Consider the following 18,596-nt stretch of genomic DNA (forward strand, 5'->3'; position numbering starts at 1 on the left):
TAACGCGTCAGCGCACGGGTGTCATGCTGATCCAGCGGCAGGGCCCTGATGCTATATCGTCACTGGGTGCGTGATGCAGTCGATAACGCTCGCCAGCAAAGAGGCGTACTGCATCATCCGGCCACAGCTGCGTGTCGAGCGGTTCACTGCCCGTGCCCGGTACCTCGATACGCAGACCGCCTTGCGTGACGACCAACACGGTGTCGTGGCTCGCCTGAAGGCTGACACTGGTATTGGCTGTCAGACTGCCAATACTGAGATTGGGAGCCGTCATGTCGTGGTGGCCGCTTGTCGGCCAGGCGGCCAGCCGCTGTAACGTCATGCCCGCGACACATTCCTCTACCGTCGAATGTTCTGCAGCGCGCAGCACGCGGGCGGGAGGCTCTGGAATTTCATCACCAAAGAAGTCACTGAGCGATATTGGAAAGACGTCGAGAATCTTGTTGAGCGAGCTGACCGAAGGGCTGACGGCATTCTGTTCAACCTGAGAAATGGTCGAATTGGTCACGTGGGCACGTTTGGCAAGTTCTCGTTGTGAGAGACCGTGGCGGATACGCAAAGCGCGTAAGCGCTCGCCAAGTGTGCGTTCTGCTGGGTGACTCGACGGGAGAGAGGGTGGGCTGTCTTGCTGCATGGCGCAAAAGCCTTGATCAAGGAGAAGAGAAGAAAGGAAAAGACGTTCAGCTGAATGAAGATAGAAAACGAGTGACGAATGGCCATCGTCAATGTGCGCGACTACTACCGCCGGCACTCAGGGTTTCGAGCAGATGACGACCTTGATTGTCTTCATGATGACGTCGCGCGATACAGGGCAGCCACAGGCAGAACGTCGCGCCACCGCCAGGAGTATCTTCTAGCCATAAACGGCCACCCAGCTGAGTGATGAGGCCAGACGAGACGGATAGCCCAATGCCAGATCCGTTGGCGCGCGTAGTGAAGAAGGGCGTAAAGATACGTGCCTTCAGATGCTCCGGCACGCCGTTACCGTGATCGATGATGCGAATCTCGACCCCTGTTACTGCAGCTTGAGGAGGCATGTCGAGCTGCTGCTCTGTTGCCAGGTCCGGTGTCAGCACGTCATCGCGGTCGGCACTGGTGATGCAGAGCGTATCGGGGCGGGGTGCCATCTCGATAGCATTGATCAGCAGATTGACCAACACTTGCGTGAGCTGTGCACGATCGGCCTCGATGAGGCGTGTAGCGCTCAGATGATGTCTTAGCTGATGGCCCTGATGGTCCAGTGCATGGCGGACCAAGACCTCGATACTGTGAATCGCCTCATCGGGATGAATCTGACTGAGCACAGGAGTGCCCAGAGACCCCGGCGAGTCAGTATCACCCGCCATGGGATGCGGATCACGCGCGTACTGACGCAGATTGTCGACCAGTGCGCGGATACGCTCGACCTGGTGAATGATGGTCGAGATCTCTTCTTGCACCGGTTTGGCCTGCTCGCCAAGAATCACTTCGATCAGCTCAACGTGGCCGAGGATGACGGCGGCAGGATTATTGATCTCATGGCCAATTCCCGCCGTCAGCTCACCGAGTGCTGCCAGCTTTTCACGGGTGAGCAGTCGCGCTCTCGCCTCACGTAGCAGGTGAACGTGCTCTTCCAGCGCCTGGCTACGTTCACGCAGCGTGTCGGTTTGAGTACTGAGGTCACGGGTGCGGTCCTCGACCTGTGCTTCCAGCGTGCTGGCCGCTGCCTGAATCTCATGTCGATGGGCTTCCAGCCGCGCCAGCATGGCATCGAATTCCTCGGCCAAGTCATCAAGTTCATCACCGCGGCGTTGAGCAGGGCCCAGTGAGGTGAGCGTGCCGATTCGCAGGTCATCACGCGCGGGTGTGTCACGCACGGCGTGTACCACGCGGCGAATCTGGCGAATTGGCTGCATCAGGTGCTCGATACCACTCCAGACCAACAAGACGCCCAGCAGACTGACGGCCAGCAGGATAAGGCTGATGTGTACCAGGGTTTCGCGGTACAGCGCGGCATAAGGTGCTTGAGGGTAGCCAGCGTAGATCATGCCGATACGCTGGCCATCAAGCGCTTCAAGAGGCGCATAGGCGGCCACGAACCAGTCACGGACCACGAAAGCGCGATCCACATAGCGCTGGCCGGTGTCGAGCACCTGATGAGTGACGTCTGATGAGGCGCGGGTGCCTATCGCACGCTCGCCGATCAGATCGGTGACATTGGTTGCGATACGAACATCATCGAGAAACAACGTGATGGTGCCGATACCGTCCTCGGGTAGGGTGCCAGGACCATAGAGAAGATCGCGTATTTCATCGACCAGCCGTGGGTCACGATTGAGTAGGCGGCCAGCATCCAGCACGCCCAGCAGCTCGCCCTGGGTGTTGCTGACAGGTACCAGTGCGCGCAGCAGCATGCCGCGATTTTCCTCACGTCGCGCGCTGGGCTGTGCATGCGGTGTCTGACGCAATGCCAGGCGCGCACGCTCAGCGAGGGTCGGGTCCAGTGAGGCCAATGAATCAGCGCTCAGTACGTCGAGGCCATCCAGACTTTCGCCGCGCGCCAGCTGCGGCACCAGCGAAGCAACGCCAGGGGTCTGGCTCAGCTCCTCCGCGGGCAGCCAGCGCAGCCAATCCGCATTCAGTGTCTCGCGCATGGCATGCAGGCGCGGCACCAGTCGCGGCAGCAGGCGTGATGCCTGATCTGTCGTCGTCGTGGTCTGATGCAGATTACGACGCATGGCCTCCAATCCATCACGCAGACGCTGATGCTGACTCTGCAGAACACGGCTTGATACGTCCAGATCACTGCGCACATTCATGTACAGCTGGCGATCGGTGTAGGCCGTGGTCCAGTAGGCCGTCAATCCGACCAGCGCCAGCAGCAGGATCAGCAGCGGGGCGAGGGTCAATAGCAGCAGGCGGCGTCTCAGCGAGCTGGCGAGGTAATGACGGAGTCGTTGGATCATGCGCTGTCGTCGGCATCGCGCGTGCCGCTGCTCGAATCGGCATCGTTGTGCGTATCGACATCATTGCTACGCCACGTCGTCAGCTTGCGATCCAGAGTCTTGCGCGAGATTCCCAGCTGACGCGCAGCGGCGGATTTGTTGTTGGCGTGACGCTCGAGTACTGCGCACAGATGCGCTCGCTCAACGGCATCCAGCGACCATTCGAGTGGATAGCTGCTGCTTCCTGGTGTATCCGTCGCGTTTTTCTCATCCCGCAAAGCTGTCTTGGGATCGTTCGGCAGTGCATCGCCTGGCAGGCGGCCGAGCAACAAGGAGCGCTCAATGACATTCTTGAGTTCTCTGACATTGCCGGGCCAGCCGTAGCGGCAGAGACGAGTCAGGTCCGCATGGTCCCAGGGCACGGGGGGCAGGCCGAGATCACGTGATAGCTGCTGGGAAAAGTGTTGGGCTAGCGCAGGAATGTCCTCTGGTCGTTCACGCAGGGCGGGCAGCGTCAGGCTCAGTACGTTGAGGCGGTAGTAAAGATCTTCGCGGAAGCGGCCTGCCGCCACTTCTATCTCAAGTGTGCGATGTGTGGCAGCGACAATGCGTACATCCACGGCCTGTTCCTGCTCGCCACCCACAGGGCGCACGCGGCGAGTTTCCAGCACGCGCAGCAGCTTGGCCTGCATGGCCAACGGCATTTCACCTATCTCATCGAGAAACAGCGTGCCGCCATCGGCAAAGCTGAAGAGACCGTCACGCCCACGATGCGCGCCAGTGAAAGCGCCTTTCAGGTGACCGAACAATTCACTTTCAAGCAGCTCCGGGCTGATGGCGCCGCAGTTGATAGGCACGAAAGCGCCACGTCTTCCGGATAGCCGATGCAGATCACGCGCAGCTAGTTCCTTGCCGGTGCCGGATTCACCGAGAATCAGTACCGGTGAAGGAGCTGGCGCGACACGTACGATGATCTGCCCCAGCTCACGCATGGCGGCACTTTCGCCCTTGAGGCTGGCTTCTTCTGACTGGTGACGTGCATTGTCGCGACGCAGCAGGAAGTTCTCACGTGCTAGCTGGCGGCGTTCAAGGCAACGATCCACCGCCGCATGCAGCTGCTCAAGCCTGAAGGGCTTGATGATGAAGTCGCTGGCACCGGCACGCAGGGCGCGTACCGCGGTGTCGAGGTCGGCGTAGGCGGTCATGAAAACGACGTCGCTGACCGAGTCGGCCGCCAAGGCTTCATCCCACTCCAGCCCATCACGCCCCGGCAGACGGATATCGAGCAGGATCAGGTCGAAGTGCAGTCGCGAGCGTAGTGCTTCGGCCTGCTCGACACTGTCGACGCACTCGATCAACGCGAAGCGTGAGGTCAGCGCCTTTTCCAGATAGCGGCGCATACCGGGTTCGTCATCGACGATCAGTACCGAAGCGGTGGGCAGGCGCTGCTCATCGCTGGCCCGACGAGAATCTCGTAAGGGAGAGGTGGCGTGGGCGGTCATGACGTTCCTCTGGGCTGCATGGTGAGCTGGCAAATATTGATGTCGGGCATGCGAGCATTGTGGCGCGGAGTTCAGGGCTTATCTAGCCATTGTCTCGTCAATGGCAGTAGACAGCTAGCGCCAAGCTACATCTATGGGGCGTGACGTGATGACGCAATCGGATGCTCATGTGTGTCGAAGTGGCGCTATTTCTTGCACGAGCAGCAATAGGGTAAGTATTTTCCGAATATGAGTGTGGAGGCTCAGCTAGCTGAGAGACAGACTCATGTATGCATAACTGGGCGCAATACCGTTATGATTCGCGCCCAGTCAGGATATCGTTCGAGGCGAGACATTGATGTGAACGCCAGAGCTGAAGATGGGCACGCCCCTTGCAATGACATGACGCTCGCTCAGAGATAACAGAATTCACCTGACAACATTGATACGCCAAGGGAGCTTTACCATGCAGCACCGCCATTCAGTCTCTGCCCATCGTCTATTGGGCGCCATTGCTGCGCTGTCACTCGGTGCATTGAGCATCCTGCCCGTTCAGGCTGCCGACAACATCATCCGTCTGGCCACGACGACCAGCACCTATAACTCTGGCTTGCTGGATAACCTGTTGCCGCCTTACGAGAAGGCGCATGACGTCACGATCCAGGTGATTGCCGTCGGCACTGGCAAGGCACTGCGCATGGGGCAGGATGGGGATGTCGATGTGGTGATGACCCACGCACCGGGTGCCGAGCGCACCTTCGTCGATGCCGGTTACGGCGTGGAGCCGCATGGCGTGATGTACAACGATTTTGTGCTGCTTGGGCCGAAGGCTGACCCTGCTGCTGTCAAGGGTATGCAGGATGTCGATGCAGCGCTGAGCAAGATTGCTACCGCCAATGCTGGCTTTGTCTCGCGCGGTGATGATTCTGGTACGCACAAGAAAGAGCTGACGCTCTGGAAGAGTGCCGATGTCGTGCCTGAATTTTCCGGCTACAAGTCGGTCGGCCAAGGCATGGGCAAGGTGCTGAGCATGGCCAGCGAACTACAGGATTATACACTGAGTGACCGTGGCACCTGGCTTGCCATGCAAGACAAGCTCGATCTCTCGGTACTGGTCGAGGGCGATGCACGCCTCTTCAATCCTTACCAGGTGATTCTGGTCAATCCGGCCAACCATGAGGGGTTGAATACTGACGGCGCGCGTGAGCTGGCCGAGTGGTTGATCTCGAAAGAAGGTCAACAGGCCATCAATGACTTCCGTCTCAAGGGCAAGGCGCTGTTCCATGCAAGCCACGGTGAAACAGGCTTTGATGCCCAGCAGACCGCTGATAGCACTTCCCCGTCTCAGGGCAAGGTTGAACAGGCCGAGCCACGCTCGTGAGTCTCTGGGAGACCACGCAGGAGGCCATGGGCCTCCTGCTGCGCATGGACGCCGCGTTGTGGGAGATCATCGGCGTCTCTTTTCGGGTATCGCTGCTGGCCATGCTGGCGGCGGTGCCGCCTGCGCTGTTGATCGCCTTCGTGTTGGTGCGCTGCGCCTTTCCGGGGCGCTGGCTACTGATTTCGCTGGTGAACACGTTGATGGCAGTGCCCACCGTCGTGGTGGGCCTGCTGCTGTTTATCCTGTTGTCGCGAGCTGGCCCTCTCGGTGATTGGCATCTGCTGTTTTCCCAGCCGGCCATGATTATGGGGCAGATACTGCTGGCGCTGCCGATTCTGGTCGTGATGCTGCATGCTGCGCTGGCCAGCGTTGACAAGCGTGCCTGGGAGACTGCGTTGCAGTTGGGAGCCTCGCGTCCGGCGGCCCTCTGGCGACTGGTCATGGAAGCGCGCTTTGGTGTGATGGCAGCGCTGGTGGCGGCGTTTGGCAGAATCATCGCTGAAGTGGGTTGCGCCATGATGGTGGGTGGTAACATTGCCGGCTTCACGCGCAACATCACCACGGCCATTGCGCTTGAAACACTCAAGGGTGAATACGCCCAAGGCGTTGCACTGGGCATGGTATTGCTGGTGTTGGCGCTGGCGCTGAATCTTCTGCTGGGGCTGCTGCGGGGCCGTGGCCAGCTGGCAGTGCAAGCTTGACCCGATCGCGCAAGCGAATTCATGCCTGATGGGGCGATGTAATACAATCGCCGCATAGCGTCGGCCGAGAGAGCCCATCGAGCCCTGTCGCGTCTGACCATGGAGCGCTGAGTCGCACACGCCGTAATTGTCGTATGGAGTCATGATGTCCCCCCCAACTTCTTCGTCCTCGTCTGCCACGACGGACGAATCCCTTTCGGCAGCCACCGCTGCTGCGGCGCCGTGTGCACGTCATGCCCTGCTCTGTGTGCGAGACCTCCATTACCGCCTGCCCCCCGCTGCGCGCGGCACCGCTGACGCTTGTGATGCCAGTGGCCGCTTGCTGTGGCAGGTGCCGTTGCTTGATTGGACCCCTGCGCATAGTGGCGGATGGGTGCATCTGAAAGGTGACAATGGCAGCGGCAAGACCACCTTGCTGAGAGTGCTGGCGGGGATGCAATCACCTACGGGTGGCGAGCTGCAATGGGCAGTCCCGGGCACTGAGCGGGTACACTATCTGCATCAGCAACCCTACCTTTTCGATACCAGTGTGTCCGGCAATCTCGTATTGGCTGCCCGCTGGCAGCCGCAGCGTCGTTCAGCGGGGCAGCAGCGTGTTCAGGTCGAGGAGATGCTCGATTGGAGTGGTTTGAGTGATAAGGCCCGTCAGCCGGCGCGCTCATTGTCGGGTGGTGAGCGCGCTCGACTGGCATTGGCGCGCGCCTGGCTCTCGCGTCCTCCGGTCCTGTTGCTCGATGAGCCCGCTGCCAACCTGGATCAGGCTGCCGTCGAGCAGTTGGCGACCCGTCTTGAGCAAATGTGTCGTGAGGGGTGTGCCGTGATCCTGTCATCGCATCAGGACAATGCGCTGAGTGATGGCTGTAGCGCACGCTGGACGCTGACCGAGGGCAGGCTGCACACTGAGTCATTGCTGTAATGAATCTACCCGCGCACCTGTCGCGCTCGATCGGGACACGCCTGCATGTCAACATCGAATGAACTTCCCGCTGTTACCCCGCTCCCCGCGAGTGGTGAGCAACTTGCGGCGTCACTGACGCCGAGCAACATCACGGGGGTGGTACTGGCCGGTGGCCAGGCACGTCGCATGGGCGGCATCGACAAGGGGCTAGTGCCGCTGGAGGGTGTGCCACTGATTGAGCATGTGTTGGCACGATTGACACCGCAGGTGGGTGAGGTGCTGATCAATGCCAATCGGTCTCACGCCGAATATGCAGCCTATGGGCACACGTTGGTGGCTGACCGTGAGCAGGGCTATCACGGGCCTTTGATGGGAATGGCCAGCGCGCTGGCTGCTGCCCGAACGGAGTGGGTGATCATCGTTGCCTGTGACGTGCCTCATCTGCCCATCGAGCTGATCGATACCTTGAGTGTCGCGCTGATTGATCATGCCAACGGCGACAAGCTCGCGGGCTTCAGTGTTCAGGGCGATACCGCTCCCAACGCATTGGCATTGCTGGCCGTCGCCGCCGATGAAGAGCGTTATCATCCGGTGATCTGTCTGATGCATCGCGGTCTGCTGTCGTCGCTGGAGGCTGCACTTGCGGCTGGCGAGCGCAAGATTGACCGCTGGTTTGATCAACATGCCTGGCTTCGCGTGCAGGCCGGTGATAGCCACGCCTTCGCCAATCTGAATACCCTTGAAGAATGCCGCGAGATGGAATCCGGCTCGCGCTAGCATAAGGCTTGCTCTTCAGTGATGACAGTGAGCAATGCGTGTCATCAAGAAGCAGCTGGCGACGATAGGCGAGTCAAAATGATGCACCGTCTTTGCGTCGCCACTGTGTTTTCCGGAGCCTGTCGGTCTATTGTCTTTCTCTGATGAGATTTCACGGCCTTCGGTTTGCAACGTTACTTCTGCTTGTCGTGTCTCACCATCGCCCCCATCTGATGTTCATTGTTCACAGCACATGTCCACAGCATACGGATGTACGTGCTGTCATGACGGTATGTACGCAGGAATTACCAAGAGAGTCTTCATGTCCGAGTTCCCCGCGAATGCTTCACGGCCTGTTACCTCCCCGAGCGAATCGTCGACGATCTCTTCCGAAGGTGCGCCAGGCAGTGGTGAGGCAGACAACAGCATGTCGTCGGCATGGGCTGCGCGCCTCGCGCCGACGGCTTGCCCGTTGCTGGGAGTCGCGGCCTGGAGTGGCACAGGCAAGACCACGTTGCTGGAGCAACTGTTGCCCAAGCTGCGCGAGCGAGGCCTCAAGGTCGCGGTGATCAAGCATGCTCATCACGCCTTCGATGTCGATGTGCCGGGCAAGGATAGTCATCGCTTACGCATGGCGGGCGCCGTGCCCATGCTGGTGGCGTCGGCGAAGCGCTTCGCGTTGATGATGGAAACCCCTGAGCAACAAGAGGCGGACCTTGAGCAACTGGTTGCACAGCTGGATAGCCTGGAGGTTGACCTGATCCTGGTCGAAGGTTTCAAGCAGTGGCCGTTACCGAAGCTTGAGCTTTATCGCAGTGTTGTCGGCAAGCCGTTGCGTGTGCTGGAAGATCGCTGGATTCACGCACTCGCTACACCTGGTGCCACGATTGACGTGCAAGACACATTGCCGGTCGATTTGAAGCAGCTGGACCTCGATGATATCGAGACACTGGCTGCCTGGGTCTCGGCATGGCCGATACATTGGCGCCTCGAGGGTGGCCAGCCGCGTCGGGAGGTAACGTCATGAGCCTGTCGTGTTTTGACCCGATGTTTGGTGAGCGAATGCTGAGTGTCGATGAGGCATTGGCCGTGCTGGGCGATAGCCTGGCTGCCATGCAGCGCTTACGTGCTACCGAGCGTGTCACTCTCGATAAGGCGGTGGGGCGGATACTGGCCGAGACCATCGTTTCGCCGCTCGATGTTCCTGCGCAGACCAATGCTGCGATGGATGGCATCGCTCTGGCGCATGCGTCGCTTCCACGCGCTACATTGCAGGATTCGGCGAATGATGCATGTGAGCTGCGCGTGATCGGTAGCTCGCTGGCGGGGCACCCGTGGCACGGACGCGCGCTTGAAGCGGGTGAAGCACTGCGTATCACGACCGGTGCTGCACTGCCTGTGGGCGCGGATAGCGTCGTGATGCAGGAGCAGTTGCAGTATTTTGCTACAGGGCTTGTTGACGCTCGCACTGATTCATTGCCGGCGGCTGGCGCGGGCGACGCTGAGCGGGTCGTGATTGAAGGCGCGTCGAGCGTACGGCAGGGCCAGAATGTACGTCAGGCAGGAGAAGATATTGCATGTGGCAGTGACGTAGTGTCTCTAGGGCAGTGGCTGACACCAGCCGCCGTTGGGGTTCTGGCATCATTGGGGCTTGCCGAGATAACAGTCTACCGCCCTTTGACGGTGGCGATCTTTTCCACTGGCGATGAAGTGACTGCGCCGGGTGAGACCTTGTCGGCTGGCGGCATTTTCGATGCCAATCGCTTTAGCCTTTCTGCGTTATTGGTTGAGCAGGGCATCGATGTACTCGACCTCGGTATCCTGAGCGATGATCGTGAAGCATTGATCGTGGCACTGCAGGATGCAGCCTCACGCGCCGATATGGTGATGACGTCCGGCGGTGTCTCGGTAGGTGAGGCAGACCATGTTCGTGGTGCGCTTGAAGCCTGCGGTGAGCTCGCGTTATGGCGCATCGCCATGCGTCCGGGTCGACCACTCGCATTTGGTACACTAAAGGTGGCAGTGGGTAGTGAGAAAGCAGGTGGCCAGGTGCCATTCTTTGGTCTGCCCGGTAATCCTGTCGCGACCATGGTGACCTTTCTGCAGTTCGTGCTGCCCGCACTGCGTCAGATGGCCGGTCAACAACCGCGCATGACGGCTCCCGCCCATCAGCAGGAGGGTGAATCAGCAATGACAGTCGTGCCGATGGCTACCTCATTGGCATATTGGCAGTCTCCGCGGCTTCAGCTGATCGCCGGTGAAACGCTGCGCTCGCGCCCGGAGCGTGTCGATTATCACCGCGGGCGCCTTGTGGTGGGTGAAGATGGGCGACAGGTGGTGATGACGACCGGTAAGCAAGGGTCCGGCATTCTGACATCGATGTTGGCCGCCGAGTGTTTGATCGAGATTCCGGCGGGATGTGCACGCATCGACGCCGGTGAGCCGGTCATGGTGCAATGGCTGGGCGCCCAGTGAGTAGTCCGTGCGTGTATCGTGAATGACTTGCAAGCAAATGACTTGCAAGTCAATGACCTGTAGGCAAGCGACTCATGAATGAGTGGCCAGGCTGGCCGTATCAAGGGTCGCAGTGGTAATCTGCAGTAACGATAGTCTGCTAATATTTTCAAGAGAGGCGTATTGAACTCCTCTCTCGGCCTGTCACACAGGCCTCCATGCTTTTTGAGGTAGCCGCCATAGAGTGGTGAACCTGACACGGATATGAGACAGCCCATGAGCCTTACCCATCTCAATGCACGCGGCGAAGCCCACATGGTGGATGTTGCGGACAAGCAGGAAACCCGTCGTGAGGCACGTGCGAGTGCTCGCGTCAGCATGCTGCCTGCCACGCTTGCACTGCTGGCGGAGGGCGGGCTGCCCAAAGGCGATGTACTGGCCACGGCACGTATTGCCGGTATTCAGGCTGCCAAGCGCACACATGAATTGATTCCACTGTGCCATGCCTTGATGCTGTCAAAGGTGACGGTCGACTTCACGCTTGATGAAGTGAATAGCTGCGTGAATGTACAGGTGTTTTGTCGTCTCAACGGGCGCACAGGTGTGGAGATGGAAGCGCTGACAGCAGCCTCGGTTGCCTCGCTGACCCTCTATGACATGTGCAAGGCAGTGGACAAGGGCATCGTGATTGGTGATATCCAGCTCGAGACCAAGACCGGCGGCAAGAGCGGGGACTGGCAGCGTGACAATGCGCCTACCGCTTCTGCTGATGTAGCCTCGACCGGCGCTGCGCTAGCCGATTCGCTCTCGATGGCTGCCAGCTCTTCCATGACGAACTCTTCTGAGGCTAACCCGGTCTTTACCAGTCCTTCTGGCGTTAGCGCGGCTACCGCACGTACGGATAGCGAGAGTAAAACGCTGCGGGTGCTTTTCTTGGCTGAGTTGCGTGAACGGTTGGACCTCGAGTCCCTCGTGCTGAATCCCGAGACGTTGACGGAGGCTACTGTCGGTGGCCTGAAACGCACGCTGGCGCTACGCGATCCTCAGCTGGAAGCACTGAATGACACGCGCGTACTCTGTGCCGTCAATCAGGACATGGTGCGCGACGACCATCCGTTGCGGGCAGGCGATGAAGTTGCCTTCTTCCCGCCCGTCACAGGAGGCTGAGATGTCGATGCCTTCTTCAACCGATAAGCAGGCTTTTTCTGTCAGTATTCAGGTGGATGATTTTGATATCCGTGCAGAGCAGCGGTATCTGACGAATACACGGGGGCAGGTGGGGGCTATCGTTGCCTTTACTGGCTTGGTGCGCGACTTCAATCAGCGTCCTGACGTGGTTGCGCTGACCCTTGAACATTATCCTGGCATGACCGAGCGCAGCCTCGAGCAGCTGCTTGATGAAGCACGTGAGCGCTTTTCTCTCAATGGGGCGCGCATCATCCATCGTGTGGGTCGGCTCGAACCTGGCGATAATATTGTATTGGTGTTGGTGGCGAGTGCCCATCGTCAGGCCGCTTTTGCGGCATGTGATTTCCTGATGGATAACCTCAAGTCGCGTGCGCCATTCTGGAAAAAAGAACACACCGCTTCCGGTGATTATTGGGTGCGTGAGCGCACCAGCGATCGTGATGCCCTGATGCGCTGGCAGCTGCCAGTATCAGAGGCTGCTACAAACATGACCGAGCATCCTGACAAGCCTGACCCTTCATCGCTCGGCGTGCCTCAGACTTCAGGAGAAACGTGATGGAAACCCTGGTCGATGACTTCGGTCGTCGCATCCGCTATGTGCGTTTGTCTGTCACTGATCGTTGCGACTTCCGCTGTGTTTATTGCATGAGTGAGGAGATGACGTTCCTGCCGCGCGATGAGGTGTTGAGCCTCGAAGAAATCGCCCTGCTGGCACGTGCTTTTGTGGAGCTAGGTGTTGAAAAGATTCGCCTGACGGGCGGTGAGCCATTGGTACGCCGTGATATTGGCACACTGGTTGAAGAGATTGGTGCGCTGGAGGGGCTCAAGGACTTCTCCATGACGACCAATGGTTCTGGGCTGGTCAAGCATGCAGCACGTCTCAAGGCGGCGGGTATGAGTCGCCTGAATATCAGCCTTGACTCGCTGGACCCTGAGCGCTTCAAAGCGCTGACAAGGACTGGAGAGCTTGCCAAGGTGATTGCAGGTATTCGTGCAGCACGTGATGAAGGTTTCAGGATCAAGCTTAATGCCGTCGTGCTCAAAGGACGCAATGATCATGAGGTGGTTGAGCTGGTCGAGTTCGCTCGGCAGGAAGGACTCGACATCAGCTTTATCGAAGAGATGCCACTGGGGGAGGTGTCTGATCATGGACGTGAAGAAACGTTCTGTTCCAGTGATGATGTTCAAGCTCGGATTGAGGAACGTTACCCCCTGATTCCGACGCTAGAAGACAGTCTCGGGCCGGCGCGTTATTTCCGTATGGCAGACAGTGAGTCGCGTGTCGGCTTCATCTCTCCACACAGTCATAACTTCTGCTCGACCTGCAATCGTGTTCGCGTGACGGTAGAAGGACGGTTGTTGTTATGCTTGGGTAACGAACATTCGTTGGATCTTCGCGAGATCATGCGTCGTTATCCCGATGATATTGAACCGCTCAAGGCTGCGATTATTGATGCAATGCATCTCAAGCCCGAGCGTCATCACTTCACGACCAACGGTGATGTTCAAATCGTTCGCTTCATGAACATGACCGGCGGGTGAATTCCCTTGCATGGCTGTTTCAGCCGTGTCGGTGTGTGTCATGAAGTGCAGCGTTGATCAAGACCCCGCCATTGAGCGGGGTTTTTGTTGATCTATCCTGTGGAAACACAGCCTTGCTTTTATCAAGACTTGTTAGTTCACACTTAGGGCTTATACTTTGCTGCATTAGCCCACCTGATGCGGTATCACGCATTGATTTCAGTCTGGCTCATATCGATGGAGGTAGTAAAATGACAGCAGATTCTCTGGAAAAGATTGCTCGTAACAAGAATGTTGCTCGTGCCGCTGCGCGTCAGCTGTCCATGGAGCAACTGCATAAGCTTTCTGAAGTCATCAATGAAGTGATCGAGCAAAAAGCTGAAGAAGATGAGCAGCGTCGCGAAGAGGAAGTGGCTAAAGAACGCAAGCTAGCCGAGATTAGAGATGCCATGATCGAAGCGGGTCTTTCGGTAGATGATCTCGTCAGCGATCAGCCGAAGCGTCGTGGTCGCCCGCCGAAGAATAAGACCGCCTGATAAATAACTGCCGGTTCATGTGTTGGCGGAAAATAAAAACCGCTCGGATAACTCCGGGCGGTTTTTTTATGCGGTATTTTGGCTATTCACATTCGGCGTTGGTGGAGCAGTCTCATTCGTGATCTGATTTTACATTTCACTCATGATCATCACGTGCAGGAACAGCACGGGCTCATGGCGCAAATGATTGCGCAACCAGCGATTGATGCGACCATCCAACTGCTGCTTTAGCTCTCGCTCGTCAGTGGCTTCAAGTCCTGCGAGAGTGTCATCAAGCCATTCGGAGAAGCTCTCTTCATCCAAGCTGGATGTACCGCTGATGTCGAGCATCAATCGACCGATGCGCACCCAGCCCGCTTGTTGAAGCGTGACTGGCAGCGCGAGTGAAATACTGCCATGACGGCCGAGTCGCGCACGGGCGCGTCGGTCCATGGAGTCCAATGGCCTGACTTTATCGTGCTCGATAATGCGCTCGTGCAGTGTCAGGCGCTTCTCTACCGACAGCCCTTGGGCATCGAGACGCATCAGGTCCCCATTGACGGGAATCAGAGGGGCATCGATTCCCATCGACTGCGCCACCTGGGTATGTGCCAGTTGATGACGATATTCGCCATGGACCGGTAGCAGGCGCACAGGCTTCAGCCAGCCGTAGAAGGTGCGTAGCTCCTCTTGTGCCGGGTGTCCTGAAGCATGTAGATCCGGGAATTGCTTCTCTTCCATGATGCCTACGCCGAGACGAGTCAGCGCATTGTGCAGCTTGCCAATAGACAACTCGTTACCAGGAATGGCCTTGGAAGAGAAGATGACGGTATCGCCAGCGGCCAGTTCAAAGTCTGGGTGACGTGAATTGGCGAGGCGTGACAGTGCTGCGCGTGGCTCGCCCTGGCTGCCGGTAGCGATCACCATCACTTCTTCCGGGGGGAGATAGCCGAGGTCCTTGACGGGCACCAGCGGTGGGAAGTCGTCCAGATAACCCAGCCCGCGTGCGACTCTTACCATGCGTTCCATCGAGCGGCCGAGCAAACTGATGCGGCGGCCATTGCGCGCCGCCGCACGACCAAGAGCGAGAATACGTGCCAGATTACTGGCAAAGCAGGTGACGACGACACGGCCGCGGCAGCCGGCCAGCGTCTTCTCGAGTGCGCGCGCGACTTCGCCTTCACTGCGTGAATGGCCTGGTAGAGGGGCATTGGTGGAATCCCCCACGACCAGATCGATCGGTGCCAGAGCCTGATAGCGCTCCGGGTCGGTCGGCTCACCAATCAGCGGCTCAGGGTCCAGCTTCCAGTCACCGGTATGCATCACACGATATTCCGGTGTCACGATCAGCAATGAACAGCTTTCGGGAATCGAGTGCGTCAACGGCAACAGTCGTAAGGCGAAGGGGCCTGACTCGAAGCCTTCGTCCACTTCGATGATCTGCAGGCTAGACGTCTCGAGTTCGCGCTCGGCAAACTTGGCGCGCAACAGACCAGCCGCCAGTGGCGTGGCGATGATCGGGCAGCGCCATTTGGGCCATAGCCAGGCAACGGCACCGATGTGGTCTTCATGACCATGCGTGATCACCAGCATCTTCGGGCAGATGCCTAGCCCGGCCAATGACTCGATGTCAGGAACCTGCAATGGCCCTTCGGGAAGGTCCTGGCGGATCATCATGCCGCAATCCACGGCAATCCAGTGATCCTGATAGCCATACAATGTCAGATTCATGCCGATTTCGCCGCAGCCACCCAGCGGAAGCAGGTGCAGCGGCGGACGTTGTCTCTGACGGACTTGAACGCGGGGTTTCAACATGGATGTCATGCCATCAATAAAATGTTGCTCAACTATACGGGAATCCCGCAAAGCGCCACAAATGGCGAGTTGTGATGGCGTCGACTGGTGAGGGCTTCCACTCTGACCCCGAGGTCGAATTGGCAGGAAGGACAAATGGCGAGCGAGCACTGTTCCCGCGCATGGGATCCGCTACAATAGCCTCCCCTTGCCGAGCAACAGGCTGTCGTATCAGTGCCTGTCACTTGTGCCCGCCGGTGTGTGTCACCGGTTTATCATCATTCCCGCTTTCACAATGGTTGAACTTACGATGTCTCACGCCTATCGCCTGGTGGTGTCCTGCCCTGATCGGGTCGGAATTGTTTCCCGGGTCTCTACCTTCATCGCTGAGCAGGGTGGCTGGATCACCGAAGCCAATCAGCACTCCGATCTTGGTGCTGGTCGCTTCTTCATGCGCTATGAAATCAATCCCGAGTCCATCGGGTTGAGCGCTGAAGAGTTGAGCAAGCACTTTGCACCGATTGGTGAAGAGTTTGGCATGCAGTGGCGAGTCCATGACACTGCTACCAAGATGCGTGTCGTGCTGATGGTGTCCAAGGACTCTCATTGCCTGGTTGATCTCCTGCATCGCTGGCAGTCGGGTGATCTTGATTGTGATATTCCCTGTGTCATCTCCAATCATGACGACATGCGCTCTCTCGTGGAGTGGCACGGCATTCCGTTCCACCACGTACCGGTCGACAAGCACGACAAGACACCGGCTTTTGCCGAGGTAGAGCGTCTGGTAGAAGCCGCGCAAGCGGATTGCATCGTGCTGGCGCGCTACATGCAGATCATCCCGCCGACATTGTGTGAGCGCTATGCGGGTCGACTGATCAATATCCACCACAGCTTCCTGCCGTCATTCGTCGGTGCCAAGCCTTATCATCAGGCGTTCGGGCGCGGCGTGAAGCTGATCGGCGCGACTTGTCACTACGTGACGGAAGAGCTGGATGCTGGGCCGATCATCGAACAGGACATACACCGCGTCACTCACTGTCATACCGCAGAAGACCTGGTGCGTCTGGGACGTGATGTCGAGCAAAAGGCATTGGCGCGCGGCCTACGCTGGCATCTGGAAGACCGTGTCCTGATTCACGGCAACAAGACCATCGTTTTTGCCTGAGATTTCTTGCCGTCGCCATCTGAGATGAGACAACAGCCGCCTTGCCCCCCCGCCGGTATCTGCCACAGCAGGTGCCGGTTTTTTTATCATTCAGTTATCTGCAAGCTGCTATTACATAAGGTATAGCTTGTTTTTACGTAAAACTTTTTAACCAGCTTTGTCACTATAAGTGATTAGACTTGCAGCTTTTCATGCTTATTCGAGCATGGAATTACTACTAAAGTCATCATTGGCGAACGACGGGCGTGAACTTGGTTGTACAAGGCTAGTCCATGAGGGGCTGAAGCAGAATCCGGCATGCAGCTGCCACTCTTTCCACCTTCCCGAAAGTTTGGTAGCAGGCGTGCCTGACACACCTCATGGGAAGCCTTGTCATGCGTATTGCTGTTGTCGGTCGCGCTGCGACTCCCCCCCTTGAAATTCGTCTCGAACAAGATTCCCTACTTCGAGTGCTTTGCCCATCGAGTGAACCGAGTCACGCCCAGGCTGTGTCACCCTCATTTCCTGTGCTTGAGCAGTTCAGCGCCATTCATCTCTTTCCCGAAGAAGACGGTCCTGATGGGCTGCGACAGCTCGATACGTTGCTCTCGGCCATCCGTGCCACGCCGCATGGGGCGCTGATTCCCATCATCGTCGAAGGCGCTGTCACAGCGCATGTTCAGGCATTGGCCAACCAATGGCCGGGCAGCCGAGCAATGCATCTGGAGACTGTTATCGAACATCGTGAGGCACTCGAGGCGAGTGAAGCGCGTGATGATCAGGTGCTTGCTCCCTTCGAACGGCTGATGCGGTGGTGGAGCCTCTATCCAGAGCATGTGCTGGCAGTGTCTCTTGCCGCGGAGCTGAAGGCCGGGTGTCACTGGCCGCTGCTGTCGGCGTGGGGCATTGAGGCTGCTGCTCAACGCAATCTGCTGGACGCGTTTGAGCACCGCAGCTGGATTGAAGAAAAGGCGCTGGTCACGCGCACTCGCCATTGTCGTCAGTGCCGAAGCGTGCATCTCAATTATGTGGATGTATGCCCGCGTTGCCGCCACTTGGATCTCACGCCGCTGGACGGTCTGCACTGCTTCGCCTGCGGACACGTGGATCGTATGGACCGCTTCGCACAGCATGACCAGCTCAGTTGCCCGAAGTGCCGAGTTCGCCTGCGTCATATTGGCGTGGATTACGACCGTCCTCTGGAATCGCTGGCCTGCGGAAAGTGTGATCTCTGGCTGGTAGAAGGCGAGGTTGAGGCCCATTGCCTGGATTGCGGTCAGACACAACAGCCCGGCGAACTGGTTCAGCAGCGCATTGCCTCATTGCAGCTGAGCGGCGAAGGCCGCAGGGCTGTGGCAGTCCCCGACAAGGTAGGCATGTCGACGTCATTGCCCGGGCAGCGTGTGGTGCCGTCTGACCTGCACCATATGCTGGACTTGCTGGTGCCGTTGGCGCGCCGTCATTCTCATCGTCACTTGTTGATGGTGCTGTCTCACGATCGTGACGGTGAGCATGACCTTCTTGAGGGAATGGCCCAGCGTCTGGGTAGCCTGCTGCGTGATACAGACCTCATCTGCGAATACACGGCGCACCAGTGGCTGTTTCTGTTACCGCATACGCCGCGTGAACGCTTCGAGGATGTCGCGCTGCGCATCCAGTCATTGACGGACCTCAAGCATCTCGATGGACAGCTCAACATGTCGCTTGAGATGCACGAGCTGCCGAGCGAACACCATAGTGGCAAGGCATCGCAGTGGCTTCCGAACCTGCTGGTAGGCCCTCCGTCATCGGTCCCGGAGTCGCTATCAGTCTCGGAATCGGCATGAGGAGGAGATCCAC

General features: G+C 58.3%; 16 protein-coding genes. 12 read left to right on the top strand and 4 right to left on the bottom strand.

Annotated features, from left to right (window positions below):
• Positions 1-7: 7 nt before the first annotated feature.
• From CFN46_RS05950 to CFN46_RS05960, 3 genes are all read right to left on the bottom strand, one after another.
• Positions 8-634, bottom strand: a complete 627-nt coding sequence (locus CFN46_RS05950; protein ID WP_088742946.1) for a helix-turn-helix domain-containing protein — start codon at positions 632-634, stop codon at positions 8-10.
• An 88-nt stretch (positions 635-722) separates the two neighbouring features.
• Positions 723-2,945, bottom strand: coding sequence for a cache domain-containing protein (locus CFN46_RS05955; protein WP_088742947.1), 2,223 nt, complete (start codon positions 2,943-2,945; stop codon positions 723-725).
• Positions 2,942-4,426, bottom strand: coding sequence for a sigma-54 dependent transcriptional regulator (locus CFN46_RS05960; RefSeq protein WP_088742948.1), 1,485 nt, complete (start codon positions 4,424-4,426; stop codon positions 2,942-2,944). Before CFN46_RS05960 ends, CFN46_RS05955 begins: the two co-directional genes overlap by 4 nt.
• 445 nt (positions 4,427-4,871) lie before the next feature.
• On the opposite strand from CFN46_RS05960, the gene CFN46_RS05965 reads away from it, so the two are divergent.
• The 10 genes from CFN46_RS05965 (at position 4,872) to CFN46_RS17720 (ending at position 13,840) form a co-directional block, all read left to right on the top strand.
• Positions 4,872-5,786 carry a substrate-binding domain-containing protein gene (locus CFN46_RS05965; protein ID WP_024953336.1) on the top strand — a complete coding sequence of 305 codons (915 nt, stop codon included), beginning with the start codon at positions 4,872-4,874 and terminating at the stop codon, positions 5,784-5,786.
• A 26-nt stretch (positions 5,787-5,812) separates the two neighbouring features.
• Positions 5,813-6,487, top strand: a complete 675-nt coding sequence (locus tag CFN46_RS05970; protein ID WP_211242490.1) for an ABC transporter permease — start codon at positions 5,813-5,815, stop codon at positions 6,485-6,487.
• A 145-nt stretch (positions 6,488-6,632) separates the two neighbouring features.
• On the top strand, positions 6,633-7,403 hold the full coding sequence (locus CFN46_RS05975; protein WP_024953338.1) for an ATP-binding cassette domain-containing protein: 771 nt from the start codon (positions 6,633-6,635) through the stop codon (positions 7,401-7,403).
• A gap of 45 nt (positions 7,404-7,448) precedes the next feature.
• Positions 7,449-8,162, top strand: coding sequence for a molybdenum cofactor guanylyltransferase MobA (gene mobA / locus CFN46_RS05980; RefSeq protein ID WP_051511132.1), 714 nt, complete (start codon positions 7,449-7,451; stop codon positions 8,160-8,162).
• Between the two features lie 406 nt (positions 8,163-8,568).
• Positions 8,569-9,168, top strand: a complete 600-nt coding sequence (mobB, locus tag CFN46_RS05985; protein ID WP_088743054.1) for a molybdopterin-guanine dinucleotide biosynthesis protein B — start codon at positions 8,569-8,571, stop codon at positions 9,166-9,168.
• Complete coding sequence (locus CFN46_RS05990; RefSeq protein WP_088742949.1) at positions 9,165-10,616, top strand: molybdopterin-binding protein; 1,452 nt, start codon at positions 9,165-9,167, stop codon at positions 10,614-10,616. The genes mobB and CFN46_RS05990 overlap by 4 nt, the downstream gene beginning before the upstream one ends.
• A 255-nt stretch (positions 10,617-10,871) precedes the next feature.
• The gene (gene moaC / locus CFN46_RS05995; RefSeq protein ID WP_088742950.1) at positions 10,872-11,762 is read left to right on the top strand and encodes a cyclic pyranopterin monophosphate synthase MoaC; all 891 of its coding nucleotides are present in this window, start codon (positions 10,872-10,874) and stop codon (positions 11,760-11,762) included.
• Position 11,763: 1 nt separating this feature from the next.
• Entirely contained in the window at positions 11,764-12,339 is a 576-nt protein-coding gene (gene moaE, locus CFN46_RS06000) for a molybdopterin synthase catalytic subunit MoaE (protein WP_024950939.1), read from the top strand.
• Positions 12,339-13,325, top strand: a complete 987-nt coding sequence (moaA, locus tag CFN46_RS06005; RefSeq protein WP_176426419.1) for a GTP 3',8-cyclase MoaA — start codon at positions 12,339-12,341, stop codon at positions 13,323-13,325. Before moaE ends, moaA begins: the two co-directional genes overlap by 1 nt.
• Positions 13,326-13,378: 53 nt before the next feature.
• Positions 13,379-13,840 (top strand): hypothetical protein, encoded by a 462-nt coding sequence (locus CFN46_RS17720; RefSeq protein ID WP_246116508.1) that lies wholly within the window; start codon positions 13,379-13,381, stop codon positions 13,838-13,840.
• A gap of 129 nt (positions 13,841-13,969) precedes the next feature.
• On the opposite strand, the gene CFN46_RS06015 is transcribed toward CFN46_RS17720, so the two are convergent.
• Positions 13,970-15,550 (bottom strand): ribonuclease J, encoded by a 1,581-nt coding sequence (locus CFN46_RS06015; RefSeq protein ID WP_088743055.1) that lies wholly within the window; start codon positions 15,548-15,550, stop codon positions 13,970-13,972.
• Positions 15,551-15,923: 373 nt separating this feature from the next.
• Between CFN46_RS06015 and purU the strand changes: the two genes are divergently transcribed.
• Positions 15,924-16,778 (top strand): formyltetrahydrofolate deformylase, encoded by an 855-nt coding sequence (purU, locus tag CFN46_RS06020; protein WP_088742951.1) that lies wholly within the window; start codon positions 15,924-15,926, stop codon positions 16,776-16,778.
• Between the two features lie 374 nt (positions 16,779-17,152).
• A complete protein-coding gene (locus CFN46_RS06025; protein WP_141103635.1) occupies positions 17,153-18,583 on the top strand; it encodes a hypothetical protein in 1,431 nt (476 codons plus the stop codon).
• Positions 18,584-18,596 lie beyond the last annotated feature (13 nt).

It is taken from the genome of Cobetia sp. QF-1, from assembly GCF_002213105.1.
In the GTDB taxonomy this organism is placed as follows: domain Bacteria; phylum Pseudomonadota; class Gammaproteobacteria; order Pseudomonadales; family Halomonadaceae; genus Cobetia; species Cobetia crustatorum.

Excerpts from the sequence above, each read along its gene's own strand:
- CFN46_RS05950 (WP_088742946.1), bottom strand. The coding sequence starts at position 634 with ATGCAGCAAGACAGCCCACCCTCTCTCCCGTCGAGTCACCCAGCAGAA.
- CFN46_RS05955 (WP_088742947.1), bottom strand. The coding sequence starts at position 2,945 with ATGATCCAACGACTCCGTCATTACCTCGCCAGCTCGCTGAGACGCCGC.
- CFN46_RS05960 (WP_088742948.1), bottom strand. The coding sequence starts at position 4,426 with ATGACCGCCCACGCCACCTCTCCCTTACGAGATTCTCGTCGGGCCAGC.
- CFN46_RS05965 (WP_024953336.1), top strand. The coding sequence starts at position 4,872 with ATGCAGCACCGCCATTCAGTCTCTGCCCATCGTCTATTGGGCGCCATT.
- CFN46_RS05970 (WP_211242490.1), top strand. The coding sequence starts at position 5,813 with ATGGGCCTCCTGCTGCGCATGGACGCCGCGTTGTGGGAGATCATCGGC.
- CFN46_RS05975 (WP_024953338.1), top strand. The coding sequence starts at position 6,633 with ATGTCCCCCCCAACTTCTTCGTCCTCGTCTGCCACGACGGACGAATCC.
- mobA (WP_051511132.1), top strand. The coding sequence starts at position 7,449 with ATGTCAACATCGAATGAACTTCCCGCTGTTACCCCGCTCCCCGCGAGT.
- mobB (WP_088743054.1), top strand. The coding sequence starts at position 8,569 with ATGTCGTCGGCATGGGCTGCGCGCCTCGCGCCGACGGCTTGCCCGTTG.
- CFN46_RS05990 (WP_088742949.1), top strand. The coding sequence starts at position 9,165 with ATGAGCCTGTCGTGTTTTGACCCGATGTTTGGTGAGCGAATGCTGAGT.
- moaC (WP_088742950.1), top strand. The coding sequence starts at position 10,872 with ATGAGCCTTACCCATCTCAATGCACGCGGCGAAGCCCACATGGTGGAT.
- moaE (WP_024950939.1), top strand. The coding sequence starts at position 11,764 with ATGTCGATGCCTTCTTCAACCGATAAGCAGGCTTTTTCTGTCAGTATT.
- moaA (WP_176426419.1), top strand. The coding sequence starts at position 12,339 with ATGGAAACCCTGGTCGATGACTTCGGTCGTCGCATCCGCTATGTGCGT.
- CFN46_RS06015 (WP_088743055.1), bottom strand. The coding sequence starts at position 15,550 with ATGAATCTGACATTGTATGGCTATCAGGATCACTGGATTGCCGTGGAT.
- purU (WP_088742951.1), top strand. The coding sequence starts at position 15,924 with ATGTCTCACGCCTATCGCCTGGTGGTGTCCTGCCCTGATCGGGTCGGA.
- CFN46_RS06025 (WP_141103635.1), top strand. The coding sequence starts at position 17,153 with ATGCGTATTGCTGTTGTCGGTCGCGCTGCGACTCCCCCCCTTGAAATT.